Source organism: Tunturiibacter empetritectus, assembly GCF_013410875.1.
Taxonomy (GTDB): domain Bacteria; phylum Acidobacteriota; class Terriglobia; order Terriglobales; family Acidobacteriaceae; genus Edaphobacter; species Edaphobacter empetritectus.
This window is the reverse complement of the sequence record NZ_JACCCU010000001.1, coordinates 2,815,592-2,841,166: the sequence shown is the minus strand read 5'-3', so window position 1 is coordinate 2,841,166 and position 25,575 is coordinate 2,815,592. Positions and strand designations below refer to the sequence as shown.

25 protein-coding genes are annotated in these 25,575 nt (G+C 59.6%); 10 read left to right on the top strand and 15 right to left on the bottom strand.

Annotated elements, in window-relative coordinates:
* Positions 1-457 precede the first annotated feature (457 nt).
* The 4 genes from HDF08_RS11810 (at position 458) to rho (ending at position 5,386) form a co-directional block, all read left to right on the top strand.
* A complete protein-coding gene (locus HDF08_RS11810; RefSeq protein WP_179638645.1) occupies positions 458-1,312 on the top strand; it encodes a hypothetical protein in 855 nt (284 codons plus the stop codon).
* A gap of 301 nt (positions 1,313-1,613) precedes the next feature.
* Positions 1,614-3,206: a YifB family Mg chelatase-like AAA ATPase gene (locus HDF08_RS11805; RefSeq protein WP_179638644.1), complete on the top strand. Its 1,593-nt coding sequence runs from the start codon at positions 1,614-1,616 to the stop codon at positions 3,204-3,206.
* A gap of 518 nt (positions 3,207-3,724) precedes the next feature.
* Entirely contained in the window at positions 3,725-3,946 is a 222-nt protein-coding gene (locus HDF08_RS11800) for a DNA-directed RNA polymerase subunit omega (RefSeq protein WP_179582507.1), read from the top strand.
* A gap of 189 nt (positions 3,947-4,135) precedes the next feature.
* The gene (gene rho / locus HDF08_RS11795; protein ID WP_174336882.1) at positions 4,136-5,386 is read left to right on the top strand and encodes a transcription termination factor Rho; all 1,251 of its coding nucleotides are present in this window, start codon (positions 4,136-4,138) and stop codon (positions 5,384-5,386) included.
* Positions 5,387-5,623: 237 nt separating this feature from the next.
* On the opposite strand, the gene HDF08_RS11790 is transcribed toward rho, so the two are convergent.
* Entirely contained in the window at positions 5,624-6,283 is a 660-nt protein-coding gene (locus HDF08_RS11790) for a riboflavin synthase (RefSeq protein WP_179638643.1), read from the bottom strand.
* A 4-nt stretch (positions 6,284-6,287) separates the two neighbouring features.
* Complete coding sequence (ribD, locus tag HDF08_RS11785) at positions 6,288-7,586, bottom strand: bifunctional diaminohydroxyphosphoribosylaminopyrimidine deaminase/5-amino-6-(5-phosphoribosylamino)uracil reductase RibD (RefSeq protein WP_179638642.1); 1,299 nt, start codon at positions 7,584-7,586, stop codon at positions 6,288-6,290.
* Positions 7,587-8,208: 622 nt separating this feature from the next.
* On the opposite strand from ribD, the gene HDF08_RS11780 reads away from it, so the two are divergent.
* The 3 genes from HDF08_RS11780 to HDF08_RS11770 all read left to right on the top strand — a co-directional run bounded on the left by HDF08_RS11780 (position 8,209) and on the right by HDF08_RS11770 (position 12,485).
* Positions 8,209-8,919: a nitroreductase family protein gene (locus HDF08_RS11780; RefSeq protein WP_179638641.1), complete on the top strand. Its 711-nt coding sequence runs from the start codon at positions 8,209-8,211 to the stop codon at positions 8,917-8,919.
* Positions 8,916-9,356, top strand: coding sequence for a MarR family winged helix-turn-helix transcriptional regulator (locus HDF08_RS11775; RefSeq protein WP_179638640.1), 441 nt, complete (start codon positions 8,916-8,918; stop codon positions 9,354-9,356). The genes HDF08_RS11780 and HDF08_RS11775 overlap by 4 nt, the downstream gene beginning before the upstream one ends.
* Positions 9,357-9,788: 432 nt before the next feature.
* Entirely contained in the window at positions 9,789-12,485 is a 2,697-nt protein-coding gene (locus HDF08_RS11770) for a beta-glucosidase (protein WP_179638639.1), read from the top strand.
* A gap of 124 nt (positions 12,486-12,609) precedes the next feature.
* Here HDF08_RS11770 and ftsY read toward each other — a convergent pair whose 3' ends face one another.
* On the bottom strand, positions 12,610-13,611 hold the full coding sequence (gene ftsY, locus HDF08_RS11765; protein ID WP_179638638.1) for a signal recognition particle-docking protein FtsY: 1,002 nt from the start codon (positions 13,609-13,611) through the stop codon (positions 12,610-12,612).
* Between the two features lie 271 nt (positions 13,612-13,882).
* Here ftsY and HDF08_RS11760 point away from each other — a divergent pair, with 271 nt between their 5' ends.
* The gene (locus tag HDF08_RS11760) at positions 13,883-14,305 is read left to right on the top strand and encodes a pyridoxamine 5'-phosphate oxidase family protein (RefSeq protein ID WP_179638637.1); all 423 of its coding nucleotides are present in this window, start codon (positions 13,883-13,885) and stop codon (positions 14,303-14,305) included.
* A gap of 29 nt (positions 14,306-14,334) precedes the next feature.
* Here the strand turns inward: HDF08_RS11760 and HDF08_RS11755 are convergent, their stop codons facing one another.
* Positions 14,335-14,550 carry a hypothetical protein gene (locus HDF08_RS11755; RefSeq protein ID WP_179638636.1) on the bottom strand — a complete coding sequence of 72 codons (216 nt, stop codon included), beginning with the start codon at positions 14,548-14,550 and terminating at the stop codon, positions 14,335-14,337.
* A gap of 109 nt (positions 14,551-14,659) precedes the next feature.
* Between HDF08_RS11755 and HDF08_RS11750 the strand changes: the two genes are divergently transcribed.
* Positions 14,660-15,196, top strand: coding sequence for a Uma2 family endonuclease (locus HDF08_RS11750; RefSeq protein WP_179638635.1), 537 nt, complete (start codon positions 14,660-14,662; stop codon positions 15,194-15,196).
* 35 nt (positions 15,197-15,231) lie between these two features.
* Here HDF08_RS11750 and HDF08_RS11745 read toward each other — a convergent pair whose 3' ends face one another.
* The 11 genes from HDF08_RS11745 to HDF08_RS11695 all read right to left on the bottom strand — a co-directional run bounded on the left by HDF08_RS11745 (position 15,232) and on the right by HDF08_RS11695 (position 24,659).
* Positions 15,232-16,173: a ketopantoate reductase family protein gene (locus HDF08_RS11745; protein WP_179638634.1), complete on the bottom strand. Its 942-nt coding sequence runs from the start codon at positions 16,171-16,173 to the stop codon at positions 15,232-15,234.
* 47 nt (positions 16,174-16,220) lie between these two features.
* Complete coding sequence (locus tag HDF08_RS11740; protein WP_179638633.1) at positions 16,221-16,463, bottom strand: hypothetical protein; 243 nt, start codon at positions 16,461-16,463, stop codon at positions 16,221-16,223.
* A 72-nt stretch (positions 16,464-16,535) separates the two neighbouring features.
* Entirely contained in the window at positions 16,536-16,742 is a 207-nt protein-coding gene (locus HDF08_RS11735) for a hypothetical protein (protein WP_179638632.1), read from the bottom strand.
* 156 nt (positions 16,743-16,898) lie between these two features.
* A complete protein-coding gene (locus tag HDF08_RS11730) occupies positions 16,899-17,900 on the bottom strand; it encodes an NAD(P)H-dependent glycerol-3-phosphate dehydrogenase (protein WP_179638631.1) in 1,002 nt (333 codons plus the stop codon).
* Complete coding sequence (gene plsY / locus HDF08_RS11725) at positions 17,897-18,508, bottom strand: glycerol-3-phosphate 1-O-acyltransferase PlsY (RefSeq protein ID WP_179638630.1); 612 nt, start codon at positions 18,506-18,508, stop codon at positions 17,897-17,899. Before plsY ends, HDF08_RS11730 begins: the two co-directional genes overlap by 4 nt.
* 84 nt (positions 18,509-18,592) lie before the next feature.
* On the bottom strand, positions 18,593-19,864 hold the full coding sequence (locus HDF08_RS11720; RefSeq protein WP_179638629.1) for a competence/damage-inducible protein A: 1,272 nt from the start codon (positions 19,862-19,864) through the stop codon (positions 18,593-18,595).
* 78 nt (positions 19,865-19,942) lie between these two features.
* Positions 19,943-20,395: a cupin domain-containing protein gene (locus HDF08_RS11715; protein WP_179638628.1), complete on the bottom strand. Its 453-nt coding sequence runs from the start codon at positions 20,393-20,395 to the stop codon at positions 19,943-19,945.
* A 182-nt stretch (positions 20,396-20,577) separates the two neighbouring features.
* A complete protein-coding gene (locus HDF08_RS11710; RefSeq protein ID WP_179638627.1) occupies positions 20,578-22,395 on the bottom strand; it encodes an ATP-binding protein in 1,818 nt (605 codons plus the stop codon).
* 171 nt (positions 22,396-22,566) lie between these two features.
* Positions 22,567-23,640: a Vgb family protein gene (locus tag HDF08_RS11705; RefSeq protein ID WP_179638626.1), complete on the bottom strand. Its 1,074-nt coding sequence runs from the start codon at positions 23,638-23,640 to the stop codon at positions 22,567-22,569.
* Positions 23,641-23,910: 270 nt separating this feature from the next.
* Positions 23,911-24,420: a phosphatidylglycerophosphatase A family protein gene (locus HDF08_RS11700; protein ID WP_373563156.1), complete on the bottom strand. Its 510-nt coding sequence runs from the start codon at positions 24,418-24,420 to the stop codon at positions 23,911-23,913.
* A complete protein-coding gene (locus tag HDF08_RS11695; RefSeq protein WP_179638624.1) occupies positions 24,420-24,659 on the bottom strand; it encodes a DNA gyrase inhibitor YacG in 240 nt (79 codons plus the stop codon). The genes HDF08_RS11700 and HDF08_RS11695 overlap by 1 nt, the downstream gene beginning before the upstream one ends.
* 73 nt (positions 24,660-24,732) lie before the next feature.
* Between HDF08_RS11695 and HDF08_RS11690 the strand changes: the two genes are divergently transcribed.
* Positions 24,733-25,551 carry a hypothetical protein gene (locus HDF08_RS11690; protein WP_179638623.1) on the top strand — a complete coding sequence of 273 codons (819 nt, stop codon included), beginning with the start codon at positions 24,733-24,735 and terminating at the stop codon, positions 25,549-25,551.
* Positions 25,552-25,575: the final 24 nt, after the last annotated feature.

The window sequence follows — 25,575 nt, the reverse complement described above, 5'->3', positions numbered from 1 at the left end:
ATTGCAAACAAATGAGTTACCCGCAGATATGTGCAAACAAACGAGTTAGCGTGCAATGCTGTCCGGAGCCTTTGCTTTCTTTCGACTACTAGAAGTATAGCCAAGCGGACCTAACTAAAGTGCCAAGTAGATCTCCTTGTGGTTCAGTGGTTTAGATGGGTTTGGGGCTTGACATGCGATTTTTGGGCTAAATTCGAAGGAATATTCGTGGGATTCTCTTGCACCTGTTTGTTTGCGGGCACCGTGCGGATTCTTCGCGAGTGCCAACCCCTCGCTAATTGCCCACCGTCTTGGCGAAGACGATTCGTTTTCTGAACTGTTCACGTGATGAGGCGGTAGAGCGAACCACAAAGAAAAACTGAACGTCAACACAGACTGTAGAAAACGCCTTCTCTATGTTCAAGCGTTATGTCTTTCATTCGATTATCCTAATCCCGGAATAGCGGGGTTAGAGATATTGAGCAAGAATCGGAATAATCGCGGCAATACTAAAGACAGTCCCAATCGCGGTGAAAATCCAACCCAAACCGAAAAATGTCGGTTCTCCATACCCACCGTTCAGGCTGTAAGAATAGAACCTTCCTCCGAAGACAAGGAGAAATATTCCAACGAAGAGAACTACCGAAGAAAGCAACTCGATCTTTCCGTTTATTTGAACTGGATAACCGCAATCGCGGCTGCTATTAGTCTCCTTGCCCTCGCGGCCCTCTTCATTAGCTTGTGGTTCACTCGTATAGCTACTCAGGCTGCAACTAAACAAGCCACTACTGCTCAAAGAGAATTTGAATCGTCGCAACGGCCATGGCTAGCCACCCAGTACGCGCATGACGCCCTCCTCGTAATAGCTCCTGACTCGATATCTCTCCAAATGGCCGTCTCTATGTCCAACGTCGGTCATTCAATAGCCCAAAACGTTATTTTTCGCCCTATCCTCATGGAGAACTGGAGAGGAAACCTCACTGATTGCGAAACTTGGTCCGAAAATGTGGAGAAACAAGCCGCAATCGTAAGTGGGGGTATCGTAATTTTCCCAAACCAAGTCCTTGGCCCGTTTACTAGAGCAGCATTTCTGACTAAGGATAAGATCGCTGACGCTTTCAGAAATCCCGACCGCCCTGGGAAGGTTACCTTCAAGGTCGTAGGATGCGTCGCTTACACTTCCTCCATCGACGACAAACCTCACCACACTAAATTTGTATTCAACGTCATGCCGAAAGGTTCCAGCATCCAGAACGACTTTGATTTGGCACCGACATCTCAAAATATCCCCGTTGATTTGGAAATGGATATAAATCAAATAACAGCCAACTGAGGCAAGCAAACTTGTGATAGCCGCGCGGTGTCAGGATAAATTCTGAACTTCCGTGCCAAGCAACTATTCGCCAAGCAACTATTCGTAGATGAATCAACCCTCACCCTAACAAAGGAAAATCATTGAAATATTGGTGGGATTCGCTTCCACCTGCTGGTTTTTGCGGGCTCCGCTAGCTGCTACGACTCGCTAGTTGCGCACTGTTCCTGTTGAAGAGTATTCGCTTCCTGAGCCGGGGAGGAAATGAGTCGGGTGCTATACTCGGCAAAATCTTCCGTCCCAAGGGTTCATCGGCTTATCCATGCTTTTCAAGGCCCGTAGTGCTGCTGTATATGGAATTGACGCCCACATCATCGACGTAGAAGTCGATTTTTCCAATATCAAATTAGACCAGGAACAGTTCCACACTGTCGGGCTACCCGATGCAGCCGTGCGGGAGAGTCGTGACCGGGTGCGTTCTGCGATTAAGAACTCCGGATTCGAGATTCCTCCTACGCGGATCACAATTAATCTGGCTCCGGCAGACCTGAAGAAAGAAGGTTCGGGGTTTGACCTGCCGATTGCGATTGGGATACTGGGCGCCTATGGCTCACTGCACATAAAGGATCTGAGCGACTACCTGCTGGTGGGGGAGTTGGGTTTGGATGGCAGCCTGCGGGCGGTGCAGGGGATGCTGCCGATTGCGGTGGCGGCGCGCGCGAAGGGGATTCCGAACCTCATCATTCCGGCGAGTAATGCCCGGGAGGCGGCGGTCGTTGAAGGGGTCAATGTTTATCCGGTGAAGTCGCTGCTGGAGGTGCGAGAGCTGTTGAACTCGGCGGTGATGGGTGGCATCAAGGCGACTCCCCTGAAGGTGGAGACGACCGATCTGCTGAACGAGATGCAGCACTTTCCGTTCGACTTTAAAGACGTGCGCGGACAGCAGGTGGCGAAGCGTGCGCTCGAGGTTGCGGCGGCAGGTGGGCATAACATTTTGATGATTGGGCCGCCGGGGTCGGGCAAGACCATGCTCGCCAAGCGTCTGCCGTCCATTCTGGCTCCGCTCCGGTTTGAAGAGGCGCTGGAGACGACGAAGATCCACTCGGTGGCGGGAGTTTTGGACTCTGAGCAGGGGCTGGTGGCTCATCGGCCGTTCCGGTCGCCACACCACACGATCTCGGACGCCGGGTTGATTGGCGGTGGGATGATGCCGCGGCCAGGCGAGGTGTCACTGGCCCACAACGGGCTGCTCTTTCTGGATGAGCTGCCGGAGTTTCCGCGAAACGTGTTGGAGGTGCTGCGGCAGCCGTTGGAGGATGGCCATGTGACGATCGCCCGTGCGGCGATGAGTTTGAGCTTTCCTGCGCGGTTCATGCTTGCAGCCGCAATGAATCCTTGTCCCTGTGGATATTTTAACGACAAGTCTCGGGAGTGCATGTGCACGCCACCGATGATCCAGCGGTATGTTTCGAAGGTTTCGGGGCCATTACTTGACCGGATTGATATTCACATTGAGGTTCCGGCTGTGCAATATAAGGAGTTGCGGGGCAGTGCGGCGGCGGAGGGGTCGGAGCATATCCGGGCTCGAGTGCTGGCTGCGAGGGAGCGGCAGCATGAGCGATTTGGAGCGGCGGCGGAGCGGACGAAAGGGACGGCGAAGGCGGCTTCGCGGCAGATATTTTCGAACTCCCAAATGAATACGCAGCAGATACGTTCCTACTGTGAACTGTCGTCTGACGCCGAACGGCTGCTCGAACGGGCGATGCTGCAACAGGGGTTGAGTGCACGGGCACATGACCGTATCTTGAAGGTAGCAAGGACGATAGCCGATCTGGGCGGCGAGCGGGATATAGCAGTTAAGCACATCGCAGAGGCGATTCAGTACCGTACGTTAGACCGAAGCTACTGGGCATAAGCGGGCAGATGAGGAAATTGATCCTTTTGCGTAGGGCTAATGTATACCGTTTCTAGAATTTCATTATTTCGAAGTTCCCGAAAAAAGTATTGACCTTGAGCGTCGAACAGTTTACTTTCCATGAAGTCGCAGTTGGTCTGGGACCATCAGGATTTCCCAAAAAGATGGACCGGCAAGCTGTGATGACCTGCGACTTGCCAGATTTCTGGCGAGCCTCCTGTTTCACACCTGGGCGCGGCGAGCGCCGAATCCTACGGAAGAGACAGATTCGGCAAGAAACGCTAACTAGCAGGCCGGGCAGTCTGTTCGGCTTGCAAACGCGATATGTCAGATATCACGATGTTGAGATTTTTGACAGATTGCGGGAGTCCCCGGACGCATTTTTTGCGTCTAATGCACGAGGCTAATTTACGGCAGCGGTCCTAGAAGGTTCAAAGACTGGTTGCCACATTTGAATCACTTCGAGCGAGTTAGCGCTAACAAGACGCTTCCGCTTCGGAAATTGAAAGGGAGAAACTATGCGCTCGGATCTTATCTTTGGAGCTCTCACGCACGTGAACAATCGTTATGAGCTTTGTCAACTGGCGTCGAAGGCGACGCGTAAGCTGCATAAGCCAAATACGCGGTTGCAGGACACCACCAACGAAGTTCTGGATCGCTTCAAGGACACTATCCCTATGGATGAGTCTGGCGAAGCTGTCGTAGAAAAGGTACAATTGCAAGAGCGCCGCGCGGCTTAACGCGCGGCTGTTTCACCTCAGTAACTTTACAAACAAACAAAAAATTCAACAAAATCTTTTTTCATCCGCTTTGCCACCCGCCCGCACTTCCAAGCTTCGTCAACTGGCCTTCCGCACGACCCCCCCGTCAAGCAGATCCCGCCTCAGTTCCAAACAATCCCTCCTAAAATTCAAATTTCCAGGTAAAACATGACGATTTCCGAGTTAAAAGAACACAATATCGCGGAGCTGGGTAAACTGGCGCGCGGTCTCGACATTGCCGGAACCAGCGGTCTCCGCAAGCAAGACCTTATCTTCAAGATTCTGCAGGCGCAGAGCGAAAAAGAAGGTCATATCTTTGCGGAAGGCGTGCTTGAAATCCTGCCTGATGGTTACGGCTTCCTCCGCTCTCCCGACTACAACTACCTGCCCGGCCCCGATGACATCTATGTCTCTCCTTCACAGATTCGCAAGTTTGACCTGAAGACAGGGGACACGATCAGCGGCAATGTCCGGCCGCCGCATGAGGGCGAGAAGTACTTCGCGCTGGTCAAGATCGAGGCGATCAACTTCGAGTCGCCGGAAGAGACGCGAAACAAGATCCTGTTCGACAACCTGACGCCTTTGTACGCACAGGAGCGGGTGAAGATGGAGACGGTTCGCGAGCATATCTCCGGCCGTGTGATGGATCTGCTGACGCCGGTGGGTAAGGGGCAGCGTGGGTTGATTGTGGCTCCGCCGCGTACTGGTAAGACGATGTTGCTGCAGTCGATCGCGAACAGCATTACGGCGAATCATCCGGAGGTGGTGCTGATCGTGTTGCTGATCGATGAGCGGCCGGAAGAAGTGACCGATATGCAGCGTAGCGTCAAAGGGGAAGTGATAAGCTCCACCTTCGATGAGCCAGCGGCGCGACACGTTCAGGTCGCCGAGATGGTGATCGAGAAGGCCAAGCGGCTGGTGGAGCACAAGCGCGATGTGGTGATTCTGCTGGACTCGATTACGCGTCTGGCGCGTGCGTACAACACGATCGTTCCGCCTTCGGGCAAAGTGCTCTCAGGCGGTGTGGACTCGAATGCGCTGCAGAGGCCGAAGCGCTTCTTCGGTGCGGCTCGCAACATCGAGGAGGGCGGTTCGCTGACGATCATTGCGACTGCGCTTGTTGATACCGGCTCGCGCATGGATGAGGTGATCTTCGAGGAGTTCAAGGGAACCGGCAACATGGAAGTGATTCTGGATCGCAAGCTGGTGGATAAGCGTGTGTTTCCGGCGATCGATATCCAGCGCTCGGGTACGCGCAAGGAAGAGCTGCTGATTCCGAAGGAGGATCTGCAGCGGACCTGGATTCTGCGCAAGGTGCTGAATCCGCTGTCGCCTGTTGAAGCGATGGAGTTGCTGACCGATAAGCTGGCGAAGACTCGTAACAATCAGGAGTTTCTGCACAACATGAGTTCGATCTAACTTCGAGTTCCAAGTTACGAACTGCTAAGAAGCGCGGCCTTTTGGTCGCGCTTTTTTCTTTGTGCTCGATGCGTTGTGATGTTGCTGCGGACGGTTAGAGCAGTGTTCTCGAAGGTGAAGACATAGGAAAGCGCCCTAACGCCGGGCGGCCACCACGGGGCCTTCGGCAGGACCTTCGTGGAGTATTGGACGCTTCGCGTGAGATGCAACAGCTTTACAGCAATGGGGAATCCACAGTTAGTAGCCGTTGGCGATGAGGTACTGCTCGGTCAGGGCGAATTTTTCTGAGGAGTGCTGGCGTTCGGCGTATTTGCTGAGGACATCGACCTCGATGTTGAGGAGGGTGCCGGGGGTGAGGGTGTGGAGGCTGGTGGCGGCGTAGGTGTGGGGGATGATGGCTACCTCTACCTCGTTGCCGACGATGGAGGCCACTGTGAGGCTGATGCCTTCGATGGTGATGGAGCCCTGGGGGACGACGTAGCGGGTTAGTGCGTCGGGGAGCTGGAGGCGTAGACGCCAGTCGGTGTCGGGTTGGTTGGGTGTGATGGGGGAGAGGGATTGAAGGACGGCGGTGCCGTCTACGTGGCCCTGGACGACGTGGCCGCCGAGTGGCGAGCCTGCGGGTGTGGGGAGCTCGAGGTTGACGATGGCGTCGGGGCGCAGGTGGGTGAGGGTGGTGCGGGCGATGGTCTCGGCGGCGAGGTCGGCGGAGAAGCGTGGGGGAAAGGCGTTTGGTTCGATGCTGAGTGCGGTGAGACAGACTCCGTTGACTGCGATGCTGTCGCCGGTGTTGAGGCGCGCGGTTAGCGTGGGCGAGGCGATGGTGATGCGGGTCGCGCCTGCGGTTGGGGTGATGGCTAGAAGCTTGCCGGTGGTTTCGATCAGGCCAGTGAACATGGTGTTAGCTTATCGCTTTCGACGGCGGGGGGCCGGGGTTGGGCGGGAGCAGAGGCCAGGGATCGTGGAGGTAGCCGGTCACGCAGGCGTCTTGGCCGTAGGCAGTGCGGGTGACGCGATGCAGGGACTCTTCAAAGAGGTAAGGAGAGCCGATGCCCTGGGCGAAGGGGATGGCCTGGTCGCCGAGTTCGGCCTCGGCGTAGAAGAGCACGGCTTTGTCGACGAGGTTTTGCTGGAGGAAGGCTCCGTTGAGATGAGAGCCGCACTCGAGCAGGAGGCTGAGGATGTCGCGTTCGGCGAGGGTGGTGAGGACGGCGGGGAGGCTGAGGCGTCCGGTGTGGCTGGGGATGTGTTCGACCTCGATGCCGAGTGAGCCGAGGGCGACTGCTTTTGCAGTTGGAGCGAGTTCGCCACAGAGGATGAGGAGATCGTTCTTGGCGGAGCGGATGAGCTGCGAGGTGAGGGGTATTCGGAGCTGGGTGTCGAGGACGACGCGGAGCAGAGGACGGAGGCGAGGCAGACTGCCGGGTGCTGCTGCGTGGCCGCTTTGCGCTGGATCGGGCACTTCGCTGCGCGTTGGATTCTGCACTCCGCTGCGGTCGGTTAGTTGCGGGTTGTCGGCGAGGACGGTGCCGATGCCGGTGAGGACTGCGTCGGAGGCGTGGCGGAGGAGTTGGACCTCGTAGCGGGCGGCGGGGCCGGTGAGCCAGTGGGGCCGGTTGGGGAAGCGGGAGGCCGGCGGCGGTGCGAGTTTGCCGTCGACCGAGAGCGCGGCCTTGAGGGTGACGAAGGGGGTGTGGTGCTGGATGAAGTGGGCGAAGGCGTCGTTCAGGTCGCGGGCTCGATCCTGCAGGACTCCGAGTGTGACCTCGATGCCTGCGGCGCGGAGTTTGGCCAGTCCCTGACCGCTGACGCGGGGGTTGGGGTCCTGGGTGGCGACGACGCAGCGACGGACGCCGGCGGCGATGAGGGCGTCGGCGCAGGGGCCGGTGCGGCCGTGGTGGCTGCAGGGTTCGAGGGTGACGTAGGCGGTGGCTCCGCTAGTGGAGAGGCCACGTTGCGCGGCTTTCTTGAGGGCTACGATCTCGGCGTGGTCACGGTCAGTGTAGAGGTGCGCGCCTTCGCCGATGACCTTCGGAGCGCCTCCGCTGGGTGGCGTCTGGGTGAGGATGCAGCCTACCTGCGGGTTGGGCGAGGCCAGCCCGATGGTCTCCGCGGCGAGCTTGAGGGCTCGCTGCATGAAGGCCTGATCCTGAGAGTCCTGAGAATCTTGGGTGGCACGGGTTGGTGGTGATAGTTCCATTCGGCTTGGATGTTTGCCCTGTCTCCGAAGTCAGCCTGCGGCCGGGGGTACCCCCCATATTACCCGCGTGTAAGATGCTTTGTTTGAGTTGCTTACGAGAGACTTGCACCTGTAAATACGGGCAAATAAAGAACTTACGGCTAAATAGGTGGCATCGAAAGGGTTAGCGGCTTAATGACGAAAGGGCTCCGCACTTCGGAACCCTTTTTTTGTTCTTATAGTAAGTATAACGGATTGGGCATAACTCATACGCCACGCGAATGTGCGGGACTGGCGCGGGTTTTCGCGGTTTGGGGGCTTGACAGGATTTTAATCGTCAACGGCTGAGGGCTTTCTTCGAGTCTTTGCAAATGCTGAGGACGAATTGATTCTGGGTGGATTTTTATGGAAGGGAGCGGCAAGGTGCGACAGCAGATTCGAAGTCCCTCAAGCCCCTGACTCTGATTCGATCTGCCGCAGAATCATCCATTCTGACAAGCCGACTTGTCGTTACTGATCTTGCCTTGATGAGTGATTTGGCGATTGGGGCCACCTGACAGCTCGCTTCCAACCAGCTTCGGACGGGTCATGTTGCAATAACAACATTGATATGTTGTTATAGCAACATAAGAGGTAGCGAGCCATGAACGAGACCCTGGACGCGATCTTCCAAAGGCGAGCGGTTAGGATCTTTGAACCCGTAGAGATCTCCGAAGAGCTACGCGAACAAATTATCAATGCAGCCTGCCATGCTCCCTCAAGCTTCAATAGCCAGCCTTACAAGTTTTATTGGGTGCAGTCCGCGGCAAAGAAGGCCCTGGTGGCGAAACTTTGCCTTGGACAGAAACCCGCGGAAACCGCCTCCGCCCTGGTCGTGGCGGTTACAGACCTCGGCTCGCTGTCAGCCACATCGCAAGGCCAGCTAGAGTGGATGCGCAAAAACAACTTCAGCGAAGAAAAAATTCACGCCTATGAGCGCAGAGCAAAAGTCGGCCGGATACTGTTCATGCCTGGACCATTCGGAGTGTTTGCTGCGATCAAACGGGCCTTCTTCCGACTGCTAAATCTGCGGATGGTGATCGGGATGCCGCCGCTGTCCCGACAGGACTTGTTCAAATGGGCGACGAAGAGTACCTCGTTGGCTTGCCAGAATCTGATGATCGCTGCCGAAGCGCTGGGAATGAACACTTGTCCGATGGAGGGCTTTGATACCCGCAGGCTCTCTCAATATCTGAGTTTGTCCGGCCGGCACCATGAGATCGTGATGGTGATTGCGATCGGGAAGAAATCGCTTGCCCACAACGAGCCACCGCAGTGGCGAAGACCTCTCGATGCAACGGTGTCCGTCCTATGAGCATCCTCCCGAGGAAAGAGATTCCCGATGACATTTTGAAAGACTCGGTTCTCGCCCATCTCGCAGCGGCGTATTTCTCGGTGGGGAAGAGACTGGAGCGAAAAACCCAGTGCTCGGCGACACGCGGTTTTATCCTGTCAGCATTGCGTGGCGGAACGACGTTGAATCAGAATCAGATCGCCACGCTTTTGGGCTTCGACCGCACCGTCGTGCACCGGGCTGTCAAGTCACTGGCCCAGGAAGGGCTCGTGTTGGAGCACCGGGCAAAAACGGGCAGAGCAATTCGAGTCCAGCTGACGGCCAAAGGAAGGAAGTATCGAGAACGGCTGATCGAAGCTCGGGAGATCGCAGAAGAGAGTGTCCGGCGGCAGATGACCTCAGAGGAGCGCAAGACGCTTCTTCGGCTCTTGAAACTGGTTGCGGAATGTGATTTCTGAGGCCGTTCGCCGTAGGCACGGGACCAGCAAGGCGAGTTGGTGCTAACAGGTCAAATCACTCATTGACGACTGTTGGAGTTCCAATAGCCGTCAGAGACCCTTCTGTTGATATTGGTGTTCGCAAGTACGGAGGCACGCAACAGTTTGAAAAGCTGCCTGTACGGTAGACCTCGATCTTTTTTGAACAGAAGAAGCCCTCCAGCTTTGTTGGAAGTAGACCATTGCGGAGGCGTTTCGGCTACAATCCTCGAACTTGAAAAAAGCAGTTTGCTTTGTTGCTGAAAGCTCGGCTGTATGCGGGAGGAGTCGCGAATGGCGTTCGGTCGGCATGAAGCAACTGAATTGTAGACAGGCATGCGGGGAGCTTCTTCTTGCTCTCTTGTTAGCGGCAATGGAACACGTTTCAGTCAGAGAGAGAAGGAATATCGGGCTATGGCTTTGAAGAAGAGCAAGTATCTTGCAGTCGCTTTTTGTCTGGGTGCATTGAGCGTTGTGTCTGTTGCCTCGTGGGCGCAGGCGGTTCCGGCGGAGAAGGCGGATGAGGCCAGGGTGGACCGGCTGCTGAAGCAGATGACGCTGGAAGAGAAGATGAACCTGATTCGCGGTGGGCTCGAGGACCCCACTGTTTATCAGGGGCAGGCGGGGTATCTGCCGGGAGTTCCGCGGCTGCATGTTCCTTCGCTGCGGATGGCCGATGGGCCGCCGGGCGTGTTGTCGCGGGTGGCGGGGCAGGCCGAGACGGCGACGATGGGCGTTGCTGCGACCTTTAGTGCGAAGGATGCGGAGGCCAATGGCGCGGTGATTGGGCGCGAGGCGCGGTCGCTGGGCATCGATGTGGTGCTGCAGCCGTTTATCAATATCGATCGCGACATTACGTTTGCGCGCGCGTACAACACGTTTGGCGAAGATCCGATGCTAAGTGGCGCGATGGGCGCGGCGGAGGTTCGCGGGGCGCAGGCGCAGGGTGTGATGGCGATGGCGAAGCACTATGTGGGGTACGACTCGAATGGGTACAACATCTTTATCGACCAACAGACGCTGCATGAGGTGTATGCGGCACCGTTCGTGGATGCGATCGGGGCTGGGGTGTCGTCGGTGATGTGCTCGTACAACCGCATCAATGGGCCGTTTGCGTGCGGGAACAGCGATACGTTGAAGACGATCCTGAAGGATGAGATGGGCTTCAAGGGGTTTGTGACCTCGGACTGGGGCGGCGTGCATAGCGTTCTGTTTCTGAACGAGGGGCTGGATATGGAGATGCCCGGCGCGGCGGCGGACGACAGTCCGTTCAAGGCGTTCATCAATAACTATTTTGTGACGGCTCCGCCTGATAATACGCCGGTGAAGCCTCTCGACCCGGATGCGCTGGCTGGGATTCTTGGCGGTCCTATTCCTGAGGAGCCAAAGGCGAATGGGCTGGACCTGGGTGGTTTCCCGCGCGATAACGACAAGACGACGATGCGGGAGGCGCTGAAGAATGGCACGGTGACCGAGGCCACGATTACGGCGGCTGCGCGGCGTGTGTTGTATGAGATCGATCGGTTCGGCTATCTGGATGGCAAGCAAAAGCATACGGTGACGACGCAGGCTGTTGAAGAGAATGCTGCGGTGATTCGCAAGACGGCGGAAGATGCTGCGGTGCTGTTGAAGAATGAGCATGCGCTGCCGTTGGGCTCCGATGATTTGCAGTCGCTGGCGTTGATTGGGCCGGGTGCCGGGCAGGTTGCGGCGATTGGTACGTTCGGCGAGCGAAGCCCCGGGTTGACGGAGCGGCAGATTAGCCCGATGGTAGCTCTGAAGAAGGGCTTTCCGGAGGCCAACATTACGTATGCGGTGGACGACGATATGACTGGGGTTACGGTGCCTGCGTCGATGCTGTCGCATGATGGCAAGCCGGGACTGCTGCGTACGGAGGCCAGAGGAAGCACCGTAGTAGACGCGCAGTTGGACTTTACACATAGCAACGGCAGGACGCTGCCTGCGAATGAGACGGTGAGCTGGAAGGGAACGCTGACGGTGCCCGCAACGGGTGAGTACTGGATGTACCTGCAGGTGCTGGGTGCGCGCGGAAAGCTGATGATCGACGGCAAGCGTGTGGGACAGACGGGCGCTGCCAAGGGAACGGTGCACGGCGATGTGCAGTACGCGACCCAGGACAACGGGTTCCCGACGACCGATGGGCTGGATAACGTTCGGCGGGCGGTGCAGCTGACTGCTGGGCCGCACTCGATTACGGTGATAGCGAGCGGCGATACTTCGAATGCGCCGGAGCAGATTCGGTTGAACTGGACGACGCCGGAGCTGCGGGAGAGCAACCACAAGGCGGCCATCGAAACGGCGAAGAAGGCGCATACGGCTGTGGTGTTTGTGTGGACGCGAGGGAAGCCGGACTTCGCTCTGCCAGGGGAGCAGGACAAGCTCGTGGATGAGATTGCTGCGGTGAATCCGAACACGATTGTGGTGATGAATGTGAGCCAGCCGGTGGCGATGCCGTGGATCGGCAAGGTGAAGGGCGTGCTGCAGATGTGGTGGCCGGGTGATGAAGGCGGATGGGCTACGGCGGATGTTCTGCTGGGGAAGGTGAGTCCGGCTGGGCGGCTGCCGTTTACCTGGGCGAAGCAGTTGACCGACTATGCGGCGAATGCCCCGGCGCATCCGGAGCGGTCGGCTAAGGGTGTCGATGGGAAGACGACTTACTCGGAGGGCGTGGATGTTGGGTATCGGTGGTTCGATAAGGAGAAGATTGAGCCGCTGTTTCCGTTTGGGTTCGGGCTCTCGTATACGAGCTTTGCGTACTCGGATTTGAAGGTCGCGAAGGCTTCGGATAATGGGCTGGATGTTTCGGTTCGGGTGAAGAATACGGGTAGCGTGGCGGGAGATGAGGTGCCGCAGGTGTATCTGGATGCTCCGGAGCAGCAGCCTGATGGTGTTCAGTTTGCGCCTAAGACGCTGGCGGCGTTTGATCGCGTGACGCTGGCGTCGGGTGAGAGCAAGGATGTGACGATGCATGTGTCGCCGCGTGCGCTCGAGTACTGGTCGGTGGCGGAGAAGAAGTGGGTGCGGTCGGATGCGCGGCGGGTGCGGGTTGGCTCGTCGTCGCGTGATTTGAAGCTGACTGCGGAGAAGTAGAAAGATGCGAGGGGCCTGTCCTGCCGGACGGGCCCACTGCGCGTGGGGCGGTCACTTCGTGACTTGTGTACCTTGTCTTGACTCGGGAATGGTTTCGGTCCTCGCGATGCTCGGAGGGACTGCTTCAGTCGAGTAGGGAGTCGATGAAGCTGGCGCTGTCGAAGGGGATGATGTCTTCGAGCTTTTCGCCGATGCCCGCGTAGATGACTGGGAGTTTCAGCTCTGTTGCGATAGCCAGGACGATGCCACCTTTGGCTGTGCCGTCGAGCTTGGTGAGGACGATGCCGGTAACGTGGGCGGCTTCGGTGAAAAGGCGGGCTTGCGTCAACCCATTTTGACCTGTCGTCGCGTCCATGACGAGGAGGGTCTGGTGTGGGGCGCCGGGGATCAACTTCTCTGCTGTCCGACGCATCTTGTCGAGCTCTTTCATCAGGTCGGTCTTGGTGTGGAGGCGGCCGGCGGTGTCGACGATGAGGATCTGCGTATTGCGGGCTTTGGCGGCGGTGCAGGCGTCGTAGAGGGCGGCTGAGGGGTCGCCGCCCTGCTTGGTCTTAATGATCTGAACGTCGGAGCGCTGGGCCCAGACCTCTAATTGTTCAATCGCGGCGGCACGGAAGGTGTCGGCGGCGCAGAGCAGGACGGTGCGGCCCTGCGCAGTGAAGTGTGCGGCAAGCTTGCCGGTGGTGGTGGTCTTGCCGGTGCCGTTGACCCCGACCATCATGATGACCTCGGGCGGCGTGGGGGGGTGGGTGATGGGGCGGGCTACGTTGTCGAGGATCTGCTTGAGCTCGGCTTTGAGGAGACGCTTGAGGTCGTCGCCGCCCTGGATGCCGACGCGGAGGGCGCGCTGCCGGAGGTTCTCCATGACGAGGGCGGTGGTGGGGGCGCCGAGGTCGGCGGCGAGCAGGAGAGGCTCGAGGTTGACCAGGGTGGTCTCGTCGACCTCACGGGCGAGGGCGATGACGGAGCTTATGGACTCTGAGAAGGACTCGCGGGTGCGGGTGACCGCCTGCTTCATCCGGTCGAAGAGTCCGCGCTTCGGCTCCTGCGGCTCTGGAGCTACTGCGGTGGGCTGGTCGGGTTGCTGGTCGGATTTGTCGCGTTTGCCGAAGATGGAAAAAGCCATGCTACTGCTAGTTTAGCAATGTTGAGGGAGAGGCTCGACTCGCCAGTGTTCAACGCTCGTTAGCGCAAGACCAAAGCAGGCCAACCTTGCAGCCGGCCATATGAAAATTTGAAATACGAGGATCCCTCACTACGTTCAGGATGACGACTTCAGAGGGGACGGAATAGCGAGTGGGATGGGGCGGTTAAGCTGAACGGGGCTTTCGATCGTTGACTTTCGTGGTGACGGGCTTATCGTTGATGACGGGAATCGTTGTTGGTTATGGACGAATATGACGAAGGCGGAGCTTTACGAGTTCCTTGCGGGTCATAAACTTGCTGTGGTCGCAAGCATCTCGGGCGACGGTGTGCCGCAGTCTGCGCTTGTGGGGATTGCGGTGACGGAAGATCTTGAGATTGTCTTCGATACTCTCAACACCACTCGCAAATACCGGAACCTTACTTCCAATCCGAAGGCCAGTGTGGTGGTGGGATGGGAGGGAGAGAGGACTATTCAGTTGGAAGGCGAGGCGTCTTTGCCGGTGGGCGAGGAATTGACGCGGTATAAGAGTGTCTACTTCTCCGCTTGGCCGGATGGGGTGAGTCGTCAGGGCTGGCCGGGGTTGGTTTACTTTGTCGTTCGTCCGCGATGGATTCGATATAGCGACTTTGATCAGCGGCCTCCGTTGATTGAGGAGATGGTATTTGGTGCTTGATAGGAAGCTGCTCGACAGCGCCCTTAGCGTTAGGCAGCGGCTTCAGATGTGGGTTGTGAGACGAGGTATGAGGTCTGGTGAGGTTTGTGCCACTTGGGAAGGAGCTGTCTGCCCTTGTCGCTCAGCAGAAGATAGGCAGCGATGAAGACGAGGATCATCACGACGCCGCTGAGGAAGACAACGAGGGTGAAGTTTGGTCCCTTTGGGTATTTGCGGTAGTTGGCGGTGGAGGTTGGCTGTGTCATGTCACGTAGGATGCGAGTTTGGCCGGTGCAGCAGGTAGGCGGGGCGCTGGCTGATGCCGCGTCTAGCGGACGCTGTGGATTATGATGAGAGGCAGTGAGGTGATCGACCATGGCAGCTTCGACGCTGGTTCCGTTGCAGGAGTATCTGGAGACGAGCTATCGGCCCGACCGTGACTGGATCGATGGTGAGGTGAAGGAACGGAATATGGGTGAGGGACAGCACGCGGTTTTGCAGAAGTTTTTTACTTTATTATTTGGAACGCGAGAGCAGCAGTGGAGTGTTCGAGTTTTGCCGGAGCAAAGGGTGCAGACCTCGACCGAACATTATCGGATTCCCGATATCTGCGTGACGCGGAGGAGCGCACCGTTTGAGGCGATCGTGCATACGGCTCCTTTGTTATGCATTGAGATTCTTTCGCGGGAGGACCGGATGAGCGAGATGCAGGAGCGGGTGGAGGACTACCTCGGCATGGGGGTTGAGATCGTCTGGCTAGTGGATCCGAGGAGAAGGAAGGCCTTTGTGAACGATGCGCTGGGCTTGCGCGAGGCGGTGGAGGAGCTTACGGTGCCGGGTACTGCGATCCGGGTTGCGGTGACCGAGGTCTTTGCTGAACTGGATGAGCTTGAGGGCAAGGCTGGGGTCTAGTTCGATTTGCTGGGTTGGCTGAGTTGTGGGAGCCTTCAACTTAACTTGAGGTTGTTCTGGTAGACGCGGAGGCGAACGCAGCAGGCCTGGAGCAGAGGCGTTTCGAGGTGGTGGGCGTGGCCCTGGTCGAGCAGGTCGCCGAGGATGGTGTCAACCTCGATGGGAGCGCCTTTTTGCAGATCGCGATACAGGGATGAGGTGAGCTTCGAGTCTTTGGTGGTGGCTTGTTTGCGAAGCCATTCGTGCAGGGGCGGCGGGTAGGGGAAGCCACAGGCTTTGCCGATGGCGGTGCACTCGTCGACGGCCTGGAGCGCAGTCTGTTCGCCATCGGGCACGGAGTTTACCTCCCCGATGGGGCCGCCGAGGAGGCAAGTTACGAGGCCGAGGGAGGCGATCATGACCCACTTATGCCACATGGCCTGGGTGATGGTGGTGGAGAGTTCGGTGTCGAAGCTCGCGTCGCGGAGTGCTTCGTCGAGTGCGCGAATGCGCGGGGTGATTTCGCCGCTGCGCTCGCCTTCGCCGTTGCGTTCGCCATAGATGAGCTTTTGCATGGGCGTCATCTGGACGATGCGGTTTTGATCGTCGAGTTCGGTCGAGACCATGCAGACACCGCCTAAAACTTTTTGCTCGCCGAAGACTTGGCTTAGCGTCTCCATGTGGCGCATGCCGTTGAGCACGGGATAGATCATCGTGTCCGGCCCGACGGCGGGTGTCAAGTCTTTGATCGCCTGATCGAGTGCCTGGGCTTTTACGCTGAGAAAGATGAGGTCGTAGGGAGTGGTGATCTCGCTGGTGGTGATGGTCTTCGGCTTAAGGGTGGCGTCGCCGTGCGGGCTTAGGATGCGAAGACCGTCTTTTTGAAGTTGCTCTGCTCTAGCGGGTCTGACAAGAAAGGTGACGTCGCGGCCTGCCTGCGCGAGACGCGCTCCGAAGTAACCGCCAACTGCACCAGCGCCGACAACGAGAATCTTCATCTTGCTTCTCCAAGAGGTTAAGCATTAAGACTAAGGATCAATCGAGCTTAGCTTAGTTGGATCTTGTCAGCCGGGCTGAAAGATGGACTGGCCGGCATGATCTGTGAAGTAGGGTGAGGTTCTTTGGGGTTAGGAATCGCTTTGGTCTGCCGTGTCTTGATGAAGATGATGGCGGCGACCATGATGACCAGGATCGCAACTGCGAAGGCTACGACGACTGGAAGGAATGAGGAGTCGCTCTCGCGCTTCTCTGGAGTGGGATCGCTGTTGGATGGGGTTGGCTTGCTCATGAGCCATTGGATGCTTGAGTCAGCCGCTGGATTTGCACGCTGGGAGGCGATTCGATTTGGCCGGGCAGAGGTTTAGTTCGGTGCGGAGGTAGATGCCGGAGCGGCGTGAGACGGCCAGACCGACGGGCGCACGAGCAGGAGGAGATAGAGGAAGAGGATTGCAATGAGGACGAGGCCGCCGATGAAGATGTGCGGACGGAATCCCATGTAGGTCTTGTGCCGGGGAAGGTCGGGGGGAGGGATGTGACCGTGTTCGTGTTCGTGCTCGTGATCGTGCATGCGTACCAGCTTAGGCGTAAAACAGCCTGTGTGCCAACTGCGGGGGGCGTCCTGCCGGACGGGCCGCCTGCGCGGCGCGCGGTCACTTCGTGACTTGTATATCTTTTCTCGGTGAGTTGGTCTCTTCGGTCCTCCCTTAGTCGGAAGGGAATAAGGCTATTCGTCGCGGCCTGGGCGGGCCATGAGTTCGCGGATGGCCTCTTTGGGACTCTTGTTGTGGTGGAGGATGGCGTCGACCTGCTCGGTGATGGGCATCTCGACGGCGTAGCGTGCGGCCAGGCCGAGGGCGGCGGCGGTGCTGCGAACGCCTTCGGCTACCTTGCCGTTGAGGCCGGCGATGATGTCCGGAAGCTGGCGGCCACGGCCAAGTTCGATGCCGACGGCGCGGTTGCGCGAGAGAGAGCCGGTGCAGGTAAGGATGAGGTCGCCTGCGCCGGAGAGGCCTGCGAGGGTTTGACGGCGGCCACCGCAGGCTACGGCGAGTCGGGTCATCTCGGCGATGCCGCGGGTGATGAGGGCGGCGGAGGAGTTGTGGCCGAGGTTGAGGCCGATGGCGACGCCGGCGGCGAGGGCGATGACGTTTTTGAGCGAGCCGCCGAGTTCGACGCCGGGGACGTCCTCGTTGGTGTAGACGCGCAGGCTGGGCGAGGTGAAGTCGCGCTGGATGGTCTGGGCGACCTGCGGGACTTCGGAGGCGACGACGACTGCGGTGGGCATGCCGGCTGCGACCTCCTGCGCGAAGGAGGGGCCGCTGAGAACGGCGAAGGGATTGCGCGTGGCGGAGGTGACCGAGGCGACGACCTGCGACATGCGGAGGAAGCTGGTCTCCTCGATGCCTTTGCTGGCGCTGAGGATGATCTGGCCGCGGGTGAGCAGGGGGGCGATGTGGGTGAGGACTCCGCGCAGATGTTGCGAGGGGGTGACACAGAGGAGAATGTCGGCCTCGAAGATAGCGCGTGGGAGGTCGGAGGTGACGTGAATGTCGACGGGCAGGGTGAAGCCGGGGAGGTACGGGAGATTTTCGCCGGCTTCGCTGAGCTGGTCGGCGAGGGCGGGGGAGTGAGACCAAAGGAGGATCTGGTGTCCTCCGCGACGGGCGAGGGAGAGAGCGAGGGCGGTGCCCCAGGCACCAGCACCCAGGACGGCGATTCGGCTCATGCAACCGCCTTTTTTTTGCCGAAGCGGCTCTCGGTGCCTGCCAGGAGGCGGCGGATGTTTTCGTGGTGTTTGACGATGACCAGAAGCGGAATGAAGATGAGGCCGGCGATGACCAGGGGAGTTCGTTGCGGCAGGAAGTAGAGGCCGAAGAGCGGGAAGGTGGCGGAGCCGATCATGGAAGCGAGGGAGACGTAGCGGGTGAGGAGAAAGATGACGAGAAAGATGCCGAAGGTGCATGCGGCTGCGGCCAGACTAAGGGCGAGCATGACGCCGAGCGCGCTGGCGACGCCTTTGCCGCCGCGGAAGCCGAGCCAGATGGGGAAGACGTGTCCCACGATGGCGGCGACGGCGGTGATGACGGCGAGGTCGTAGTTTCCGGGTGCGAGATGCAGGGCGATCTTTACGGCGAGGAAGGATTTGCCGACGTCGAGCAGGAGCGTGGCGATGCCGAGGCCTTTGGCTCCGCTGCGGGCTACGTTGGTGGCCCCGATGTTACCGCTGCCGGTGGCGCGGATGTCTTCGTGGCGAAAGATCTTTACGAGCAGATAGCCGAAGGGGATGGACCCAAGGAGGTAGGCGAGCGGAATGGAGAGGAGCCAGGGGTTCATGTCGTCCGAATGAGTTTAGCAAGTGCGTATGAGGATGGTCTTACGGTCGGCGTGTGAGTGCCGCTGGCGGATTGCGGCGTGCGGCTAGAGGATGTGGTGGCGGATCAGTTCGAGGGCATGCTGGCTGGCCCACCAGCGGATCATCTCGCGGTCGCCGCGGAGGTTGAGCTCTTTGACCTGGGTGGTTTGGGCGCTGGCGAGTGCGATGTAGACGAGGCCGATGGGTTTGTCGGCGTCGGGGCCGGGTGCTCCGGGGCCCGGGCCTGCGATGCAGGTGATCGAGACGCCGAGCGAGGCTCCCGTGCGCGAGCGGATGCCTTCGGCGAGGGCGCGTGCGACTTCGGGGGAGACTGGGCCCTTGGTGGCGACGAGTTCGGAGGGAACGCCGGCGAAGGTGGTTTTGAGGGCGTCGCTGTAGACGACTGCGCCGCCGAGGAAGTAACGCGAGCTGCCGGCGATGGCGGTGAGACGCTGCGCGAGGAGGCCGCCGGTGCAGCTCTCGGCGGTGGCGAGGGTGAGGTCACGGAGGCCGAGGTTGAGGAGTACGACCTCTTCGAGGGATTCGCCGTGGGAGGAGAAGATGGAGTCTTCCATCTCGGCTTCGATCTTTTCGACGAGCTCGTCAACGCGGCGCTGGGCTTCGGCGAGGGTGGGTTTGGCGCAGAGGAAGTGGAGCTGGATCTCGGCGGAGCCGGCGAGGATGGTGGTCTCGACGTCGGAGTACTGCTGGTAGATGGGGGCGGTTCTTGCGTCGACGTGCGACTCGGGGATGAGGGCCATGCGAAGGAGACGCTTGGCGAGGTGGCGCGGGGGAAGATCGGCGGCGAGGCGGGGTTTGACCTCGGTGTCGAAGAGAGGCTTTAGCTCCCGGGGCGGGCCGGGGAGGAGGATAACGATCTTGCGAATGGGCTGGCCGCTGGCATCGAGGACGGCGATGTCGAGGAACTGGCCGGGGGCGCTGCCGGTAGGGTTTTCGAGAATGATGGCGCCGTCGAGCACGTCGGCCTGTTTGACGTTGTTGGGCGGCATGACCATCTGGCGCGCGGCGAAGCGCTTGTGAAGCTGGACGAGGATGGCGGGGTCGGAGCGCAGCGTGAGGTTAAGCGCGGCGGCGACGGCTTCGCGGGTGAGGTCATCTTCGGTGGGGCCGAGGCCGCCGGAGAAGAGGACGATGTCGGCGCGCGCGATGGCGATGGAGGCGGCGCTGGTGAGGTGGGAGAGATTGTCGCCGACGATGGTCTTGAATGCGACCTGGACGCCGACATCGTTGAGGCCGTCGGTAAGGTAGAGGGAGTTGGTGTCCTGCCGATGGGGCGTGAGCATCTCGGAGCCGACAGCGATGATTTCAGCGATCATGTGGGGTGATGGGCTTTCAATGCCTTGCGTGTGGCTCTGTGAATGATGATATGGCTTGCACGGGAGTTTTGTGGAGATTCAATACAGGCGCTTGCTTTGGATGAAGCTTTCGGGTGTTCCGTCGGCGGGGTCTACGAAGTGAACGTCGCTGGGATCGCGGCGCGGGGTGTCGACGGCGAGGACGACGAAGGGCTCTTCAAGGATCTTTGGGATGCCGTGGATGGTGCCCTGCTTGAAGAAGATGAGCTGGCCGGGACCGGCTACGAAGGGTGGGGCTTCGCCGAGGAAGAACTTTGCGCGGCCGGAGAGTACGGAGAGATATTCGTCGCAGGTGGCGTGATAGTGCGCCGCGACTGGACGGTAGACGCGAAAGACGCGGGAGCTGGCGTGAGGCTCGTCGGTGAGACGGGTGTCGATTAGCATGGTGTCGGAGTGGTCTGGAAGGCTGGCGGCGATCTTCTGGAGGTCAAAGACTGCAGAGGCGGCGACTGCGGTGTCGGCGGGTGAGGCATGGTTGGTGTTGGTCGACATGAGGTGACTCTCCCTATGCGTTAGATGACGCATAGGGGCCTGACGCAGCGTGCAATTTACAGAGTTGGACGAGTGGATTCCTGTTTGGGGTGGATGATCCTTCTGAAGACTCTCTATGTAGAGTCGATACACGGGACACCTGTATCGGCTACAAGATGACCTGCGGCATCGTCAATTTAGCTTTAGTTAACGGAGAGATCGCTCTGTGACTGATGTCCGTTGAGTTCTGCTGCGGCTGGGTGTCGCCCTCCCTGAACGGGCAGGAAGATGGAAAAGACTGTGCCGCAACCTGGGATGACGGTGCGCGAGCGGACGCGCAGGCTGCCGCCGTGTTTTTCAACGAGTTCGCGCGAGACCCACAGGCCAAGTCCGGTACCGGTGTCTTTTTTTGTGGTGAAGAAGGGTTCGAAGACGCTGTTGAGATGTTCGGGGAGGATGCCTTGTCCCGTGTCGGCGACGGTGATGCGGACGCCCGGGCGGGTGGAGTTCCGCGGATCGGTGGCCGCGTTGGCTTCCAGGCGAATGGTGTCTCCCTTGGAGCATGCATCGAGGCCGTTGGCGAGGAGGTTGGAGAGGATCTGGCGAAGCTCTCCGGCAGTGCCAAGAACCTCGCGCTCGGTGGTGGTGTTGACAAGAAGAGTTACCCCAAGAGTTGCCGCACGGGTTTGATAGAAGTCACAAACCTCGTGGACGATGGTGGCGGGCTTGAAGTGCGCGGCGAGAGTGGTCTCGCGATAGAAGCCGAGAGACTGGCGGGTGATGTGGGCGATGCGGGCGAGTTCGCTCTCTGCCTGCGAGAGAAGGTGGCGAACCTCGTCAAGTTCATCGGAGCGGCGGGCAATGTAGACGAGGTTGGTGAGGCCCTCGAGCGGATTGTTGACCTCATGTGCCACCGAGGCAGCGAGACGGCCGGCGGCGGCGAGCTTTTCGGCACGCATGAGGGCGCCCTCGGACATGCGCCGGTCGGTTATGTCGCGGAAGACGAGCACGATCCCAATCATGTCCCCGGAGCTGTCGCGAATTGGCGCTCCACTGTCATCGATGCAGATCTCGGAGCCGTCTTTGGAGACCAGGTAGGTATGGTTGGCCAGGCCGACGACAGTGCCGAGGCGACGCACCTTATCGACTGGATTTTCGACCGTGGCACGGGTGTCTTCGTTGAAGATGGGAAAGACGGTGTGCAGCGAGATGCCGTGGGATTCTTCTTCCTTCCAGCCGGTGAGCCGTTCCGCGACGAGGTTCATAAAGACGATGTTGCCCTCGGTGTCGCAGGCGATGACGGCGTCTCCAATGCTGCGGATGGTGGTGTTCAGCCATTGCTCGCGTGCGTAGGATTCGTCGCCGCGTTGTTTGATCTCTTTGATCTGCTGGGTGTAGGCGGTTGTGAGCAGCCGGAAGATTCTTCGCGTCTCCCATGCGAGAAGGCCAGCGATGAGTGCGGCAGTGAGGACAAGGATGATCCTGGCGTTTCGATTGACGAGGATATTTTCGGCGGAACGGACGGCGCGTCGCTCGATGACGATATTGAGGAACTCATCCATCTGGGCGCGTAGATGATCCATATCCTGCTTGCGCTGGAGGAGATCCTGCTCGAGGGTGACTGGATCTTTCGGGAAGGAGTCAATCTCGTGGTAGGCGGTGAGCTCCCACTGCTTGTGCTCGGCCTGAAGACGTTGCAGACGGGCGACTTGATCGGGTCGCTTGACCAGCGAGAAGAGCGTGTCGAACTCGGGCTCGATCTGCAGGTCAGCGGAGTGTAACGGTTCGAGGAAAACGGGATTGCGGGTGAGGAGAAATCCTCGCAGGCCAGTCTCTTCGTCGAGGATTAACCTGGTGAGCCGATTACCGTGGAGAATGACCACGTCGGCGCGGTCGATAGCGCTTGCGCTTTCTTCGACACGCTGCAGGCCGTACCCAAGGATTAGAGCGAGAACGGCAAGTGCTGCAACGGGTAGAGCGAGAAGCCTAAACAGGAGCCTGTTGTAAAGCCGGGATTCCAAAGCATTTTCCTCACGCGTGCGCTGCACATCCAGATGCGATCCAGAGTAGAGGACTCCTGGTTACTCTTCGATTCTACCGGTACGGGGTCGATCTGGCGACAGGATTGAGGAGGCAGCCGCACCACACTACCAAGGGAAGATGCCTGCAGCGCGGAACGGCCACATGACAGGCTAGATGAGCTTGCGACCTTCGACGTCCATGGCTACGTGATAGAGAGCGTCGCGAGTGGCGAGGGTGGCGTTCCCGTCCTCGAGGAAGGCAAGACCTACGAGATTGCTGCCGGAGACGACAAGGGTGGCCTGGTGATGGCGGTCGATGCGGATGATGCCGCGCTGACCGTGGAGGCTGGCGGCGACGTAGAGGTTGTCGTCGACGTCGACCGCCATGCCCTGGGCGCGTCCGAGGCCCTGGTAGAAGATGGTGGCGTTGCCGTCGCGGTCGATGGCGTGGATGACCTGGTTGGATGAGGTGGTGGGTCCAGTGACGAAGAGGGTTCCGGCGTCGTTGAAGGCGAGATGGTAGGCGGCGATGCTGGGCTCGAGCGTGGCGTAGACGAAGGTCTCACCGCTGGTGCCGTCGAGGTTGGCGCGGCTGATCTTGAAGATGGTGCCGGAGCGGTCGCCGACGAAGAGGTTGCCGTCGCGGTCGAAGGCGATGCCGGTGGCGATGCCCATGCCTTCGGCGTAGGTGGACATGGCGCCTTCGGGGGAGATGCGATAGACGGTGCCTTCGGCGCGGGAGCTGGCGTAGAGGTACCCGTCGGGACCGAAGGCGAGGCCGGTGGCGTTCATAAGGTCGCGGACGAAGGGGCGAATCTGGAAGTCGCGCTGAATCTGGAAGATTGACACCGGGACGGCCTGGCCGCGCGAGCCGGAGACGGTGGCGTAGACGTTGCCGTCGGCATCGACCGCGGGGTTGGCGACGGGGTGGAGATTTTCCGCCATGGGCACGGCGACGCGCACTGGCAGCGGGTTGCTGGACTGGCCGCTGCGATGCAGGATCAGGTCGCCGGTGATGGTTCCCTCGGGGACGCGGATGGTGGCGCGGGTGGGCCGGCTTAGCAGGAGTGGAGCGGAGATGTCACCGATGGTTGCTCGGGCGACGAGGGTGTCGCGAGGTTCGAGGTGGGTGCCGTGAACCTCGATCTCTCCGCCGGGCATGGCCGCGAGGGGCTTGACGCGGTCCAGATGCGGTGCGGGTGCGTCGGGCTTGTCGGGGGTCAGGAGCGATCGAAGTGTGTTCATGGCTGTTTTAGCGTAGACCGGCGTGGATGGGAGTGCAAATGCGACGGAAGATATGTCCTGCCGGACGGGCCCACTACGCGTGGGGCGGTCACTTCGTGACTTGTATACCTTGTCTTGGGTAGGGAACGATGCTGGTCCTCCCGTTGGTCGGGCATAGGCTGATTCCGACCAGCGGGAGGAGCTATGTCGCTGGCGCTGCCTGGACCGGTACACGCGCGTCACGAAGTGACCGCTGCCCGCGCAGGGCGCTCGTCCGGCAGGACAGGATTTCTAGAAGTAAAGGTGGATGAGTTGTGCGATGGCGAGAGCGAAGAGGCCGGCGCCTACGTCGTCAAGCATGATGCCGGTGCCGCCGGGGAGGCGCTCGAGCTGGCGGATCGGCGGGGGCTTGAGGATGTCGAAGAATCGGAAGAGCAGGAGCGAGAGCGCGGCGTGTCGCCAGTCAGCAGGGATGGCGATGAGGGCGATGAGCTGGCCGGCGACCTCGTCGATGACGACGTGGCCGGGATCTTCGCGGCCGGACTCATGGGCGACGATGGTGGCCGCGGGGATGCCGATGAGCGTGGCGAGGATCGCGGCGATGGTCGTGCCGATCGCGAAGGCGACTGGAGCTGGGTGGAGGATGTGGGCGGCGGCGTACCAGAGCAGTACGGCGGAGATGCTGCCGTAGGTGCCGGGGCCGGGCTTCAACAGGCCTGCGCCGAAGAACGTGCCGATGGACCATGCCCAGAGGGTCTTCTTTTCGGAGGGCGGATGGGTCTGGATGTTGGAGTTCGCCACTAGTTCACGTCGTCGTCGTTCTGGCGCTTGTGCTTGTTGGAGCGAGCGAGCTCTTCGAGAAGATCGGGATCCTGGATGGGCGTGGAGATCTTGTAGTCGCCGCTGGCCCATTTGCCCAGATCGATGCGGCGGCAGCGGTCCGAGCAGAAGGGGAAGTCTTCGCCGGTGGCCAGGACGATGTTGCGGCAGGTGGGGCAGCGGAGGGTCTTGATCTTTGCAGCGGGAGATTTGTTCGACATGACATCTCTATTTTAACTCCTCTGAGCGGTGTCGAAGGGAGCATCTAAAGTTTCAGAGGGTGGAGGGCGGAAGATGCCGAGAGCGATCTCTTACTGCATGCGTCTATTTGCAGGCTGGCCTGGCGGCCTTCTCGTGGCATCTCTGCTGTTTTTCGGCGCGTCTTCGAGTGCTTCAAGCGATGCGAGAGCTTCAGGGAGTACGCAGCGTAGTGTATCGGTCACGAATCTGGAGCCTTTGCCTGTTGGGGTGACGTTGCCGGTGCGGCTGGGGCGGACGCTGCGTGCGGGGAAGACACGCGTTGGATCGGCGGTGGTTGCGAAGACCACGCAGCGAGTTCCGGTGACGGAGGGAACCTATCTTGATCGCGGCGCGGTGCTCGAGGGTAAAGTTGTCGCATCGGTGGCGGGAGATGGAACGACAGCCTCGCCCTCGGTTCTGTCGATTGAGTTCACCAGCTTGCGTTATCACAAGCAGACCGTCGCCGTGATGACCAGAGCGATCGCGATGGCAAACTTCGTGCAGGTGGGCGACACGTTCCTGCCGGTGCAGGGTGGCTCGGACCGTGGGAACTCGAGCGAGGCGAGTTGGACGACGGCGCAGGTGGGTGGCGATCAGGTGGTCCGGTCGGGCTGGGTTGGTCCTGTGGTTGGCAGCGGACTGCGCACGGTTGGACGAGCAGATTACTACGGCGTCTACAGCCTGCCTGCGGGTCCTTCTGCGCCGCGAGCGATGGGGGTCTTTTCGACGACGGCTTCGGGGCTCTACGGCTTTGAGAGCGGCGCTTCGTTGAGCTCGTCCGGAGGAACGATCACCTTGAGCAGAGTCGGCAAGAGGCTTGGGATGCGGGATGGAGACAACCTGCTGCTGGAGGTTGTCGCATCTTCGCGCTAGTTGCGCGCTCTTATTCTGCGCGCT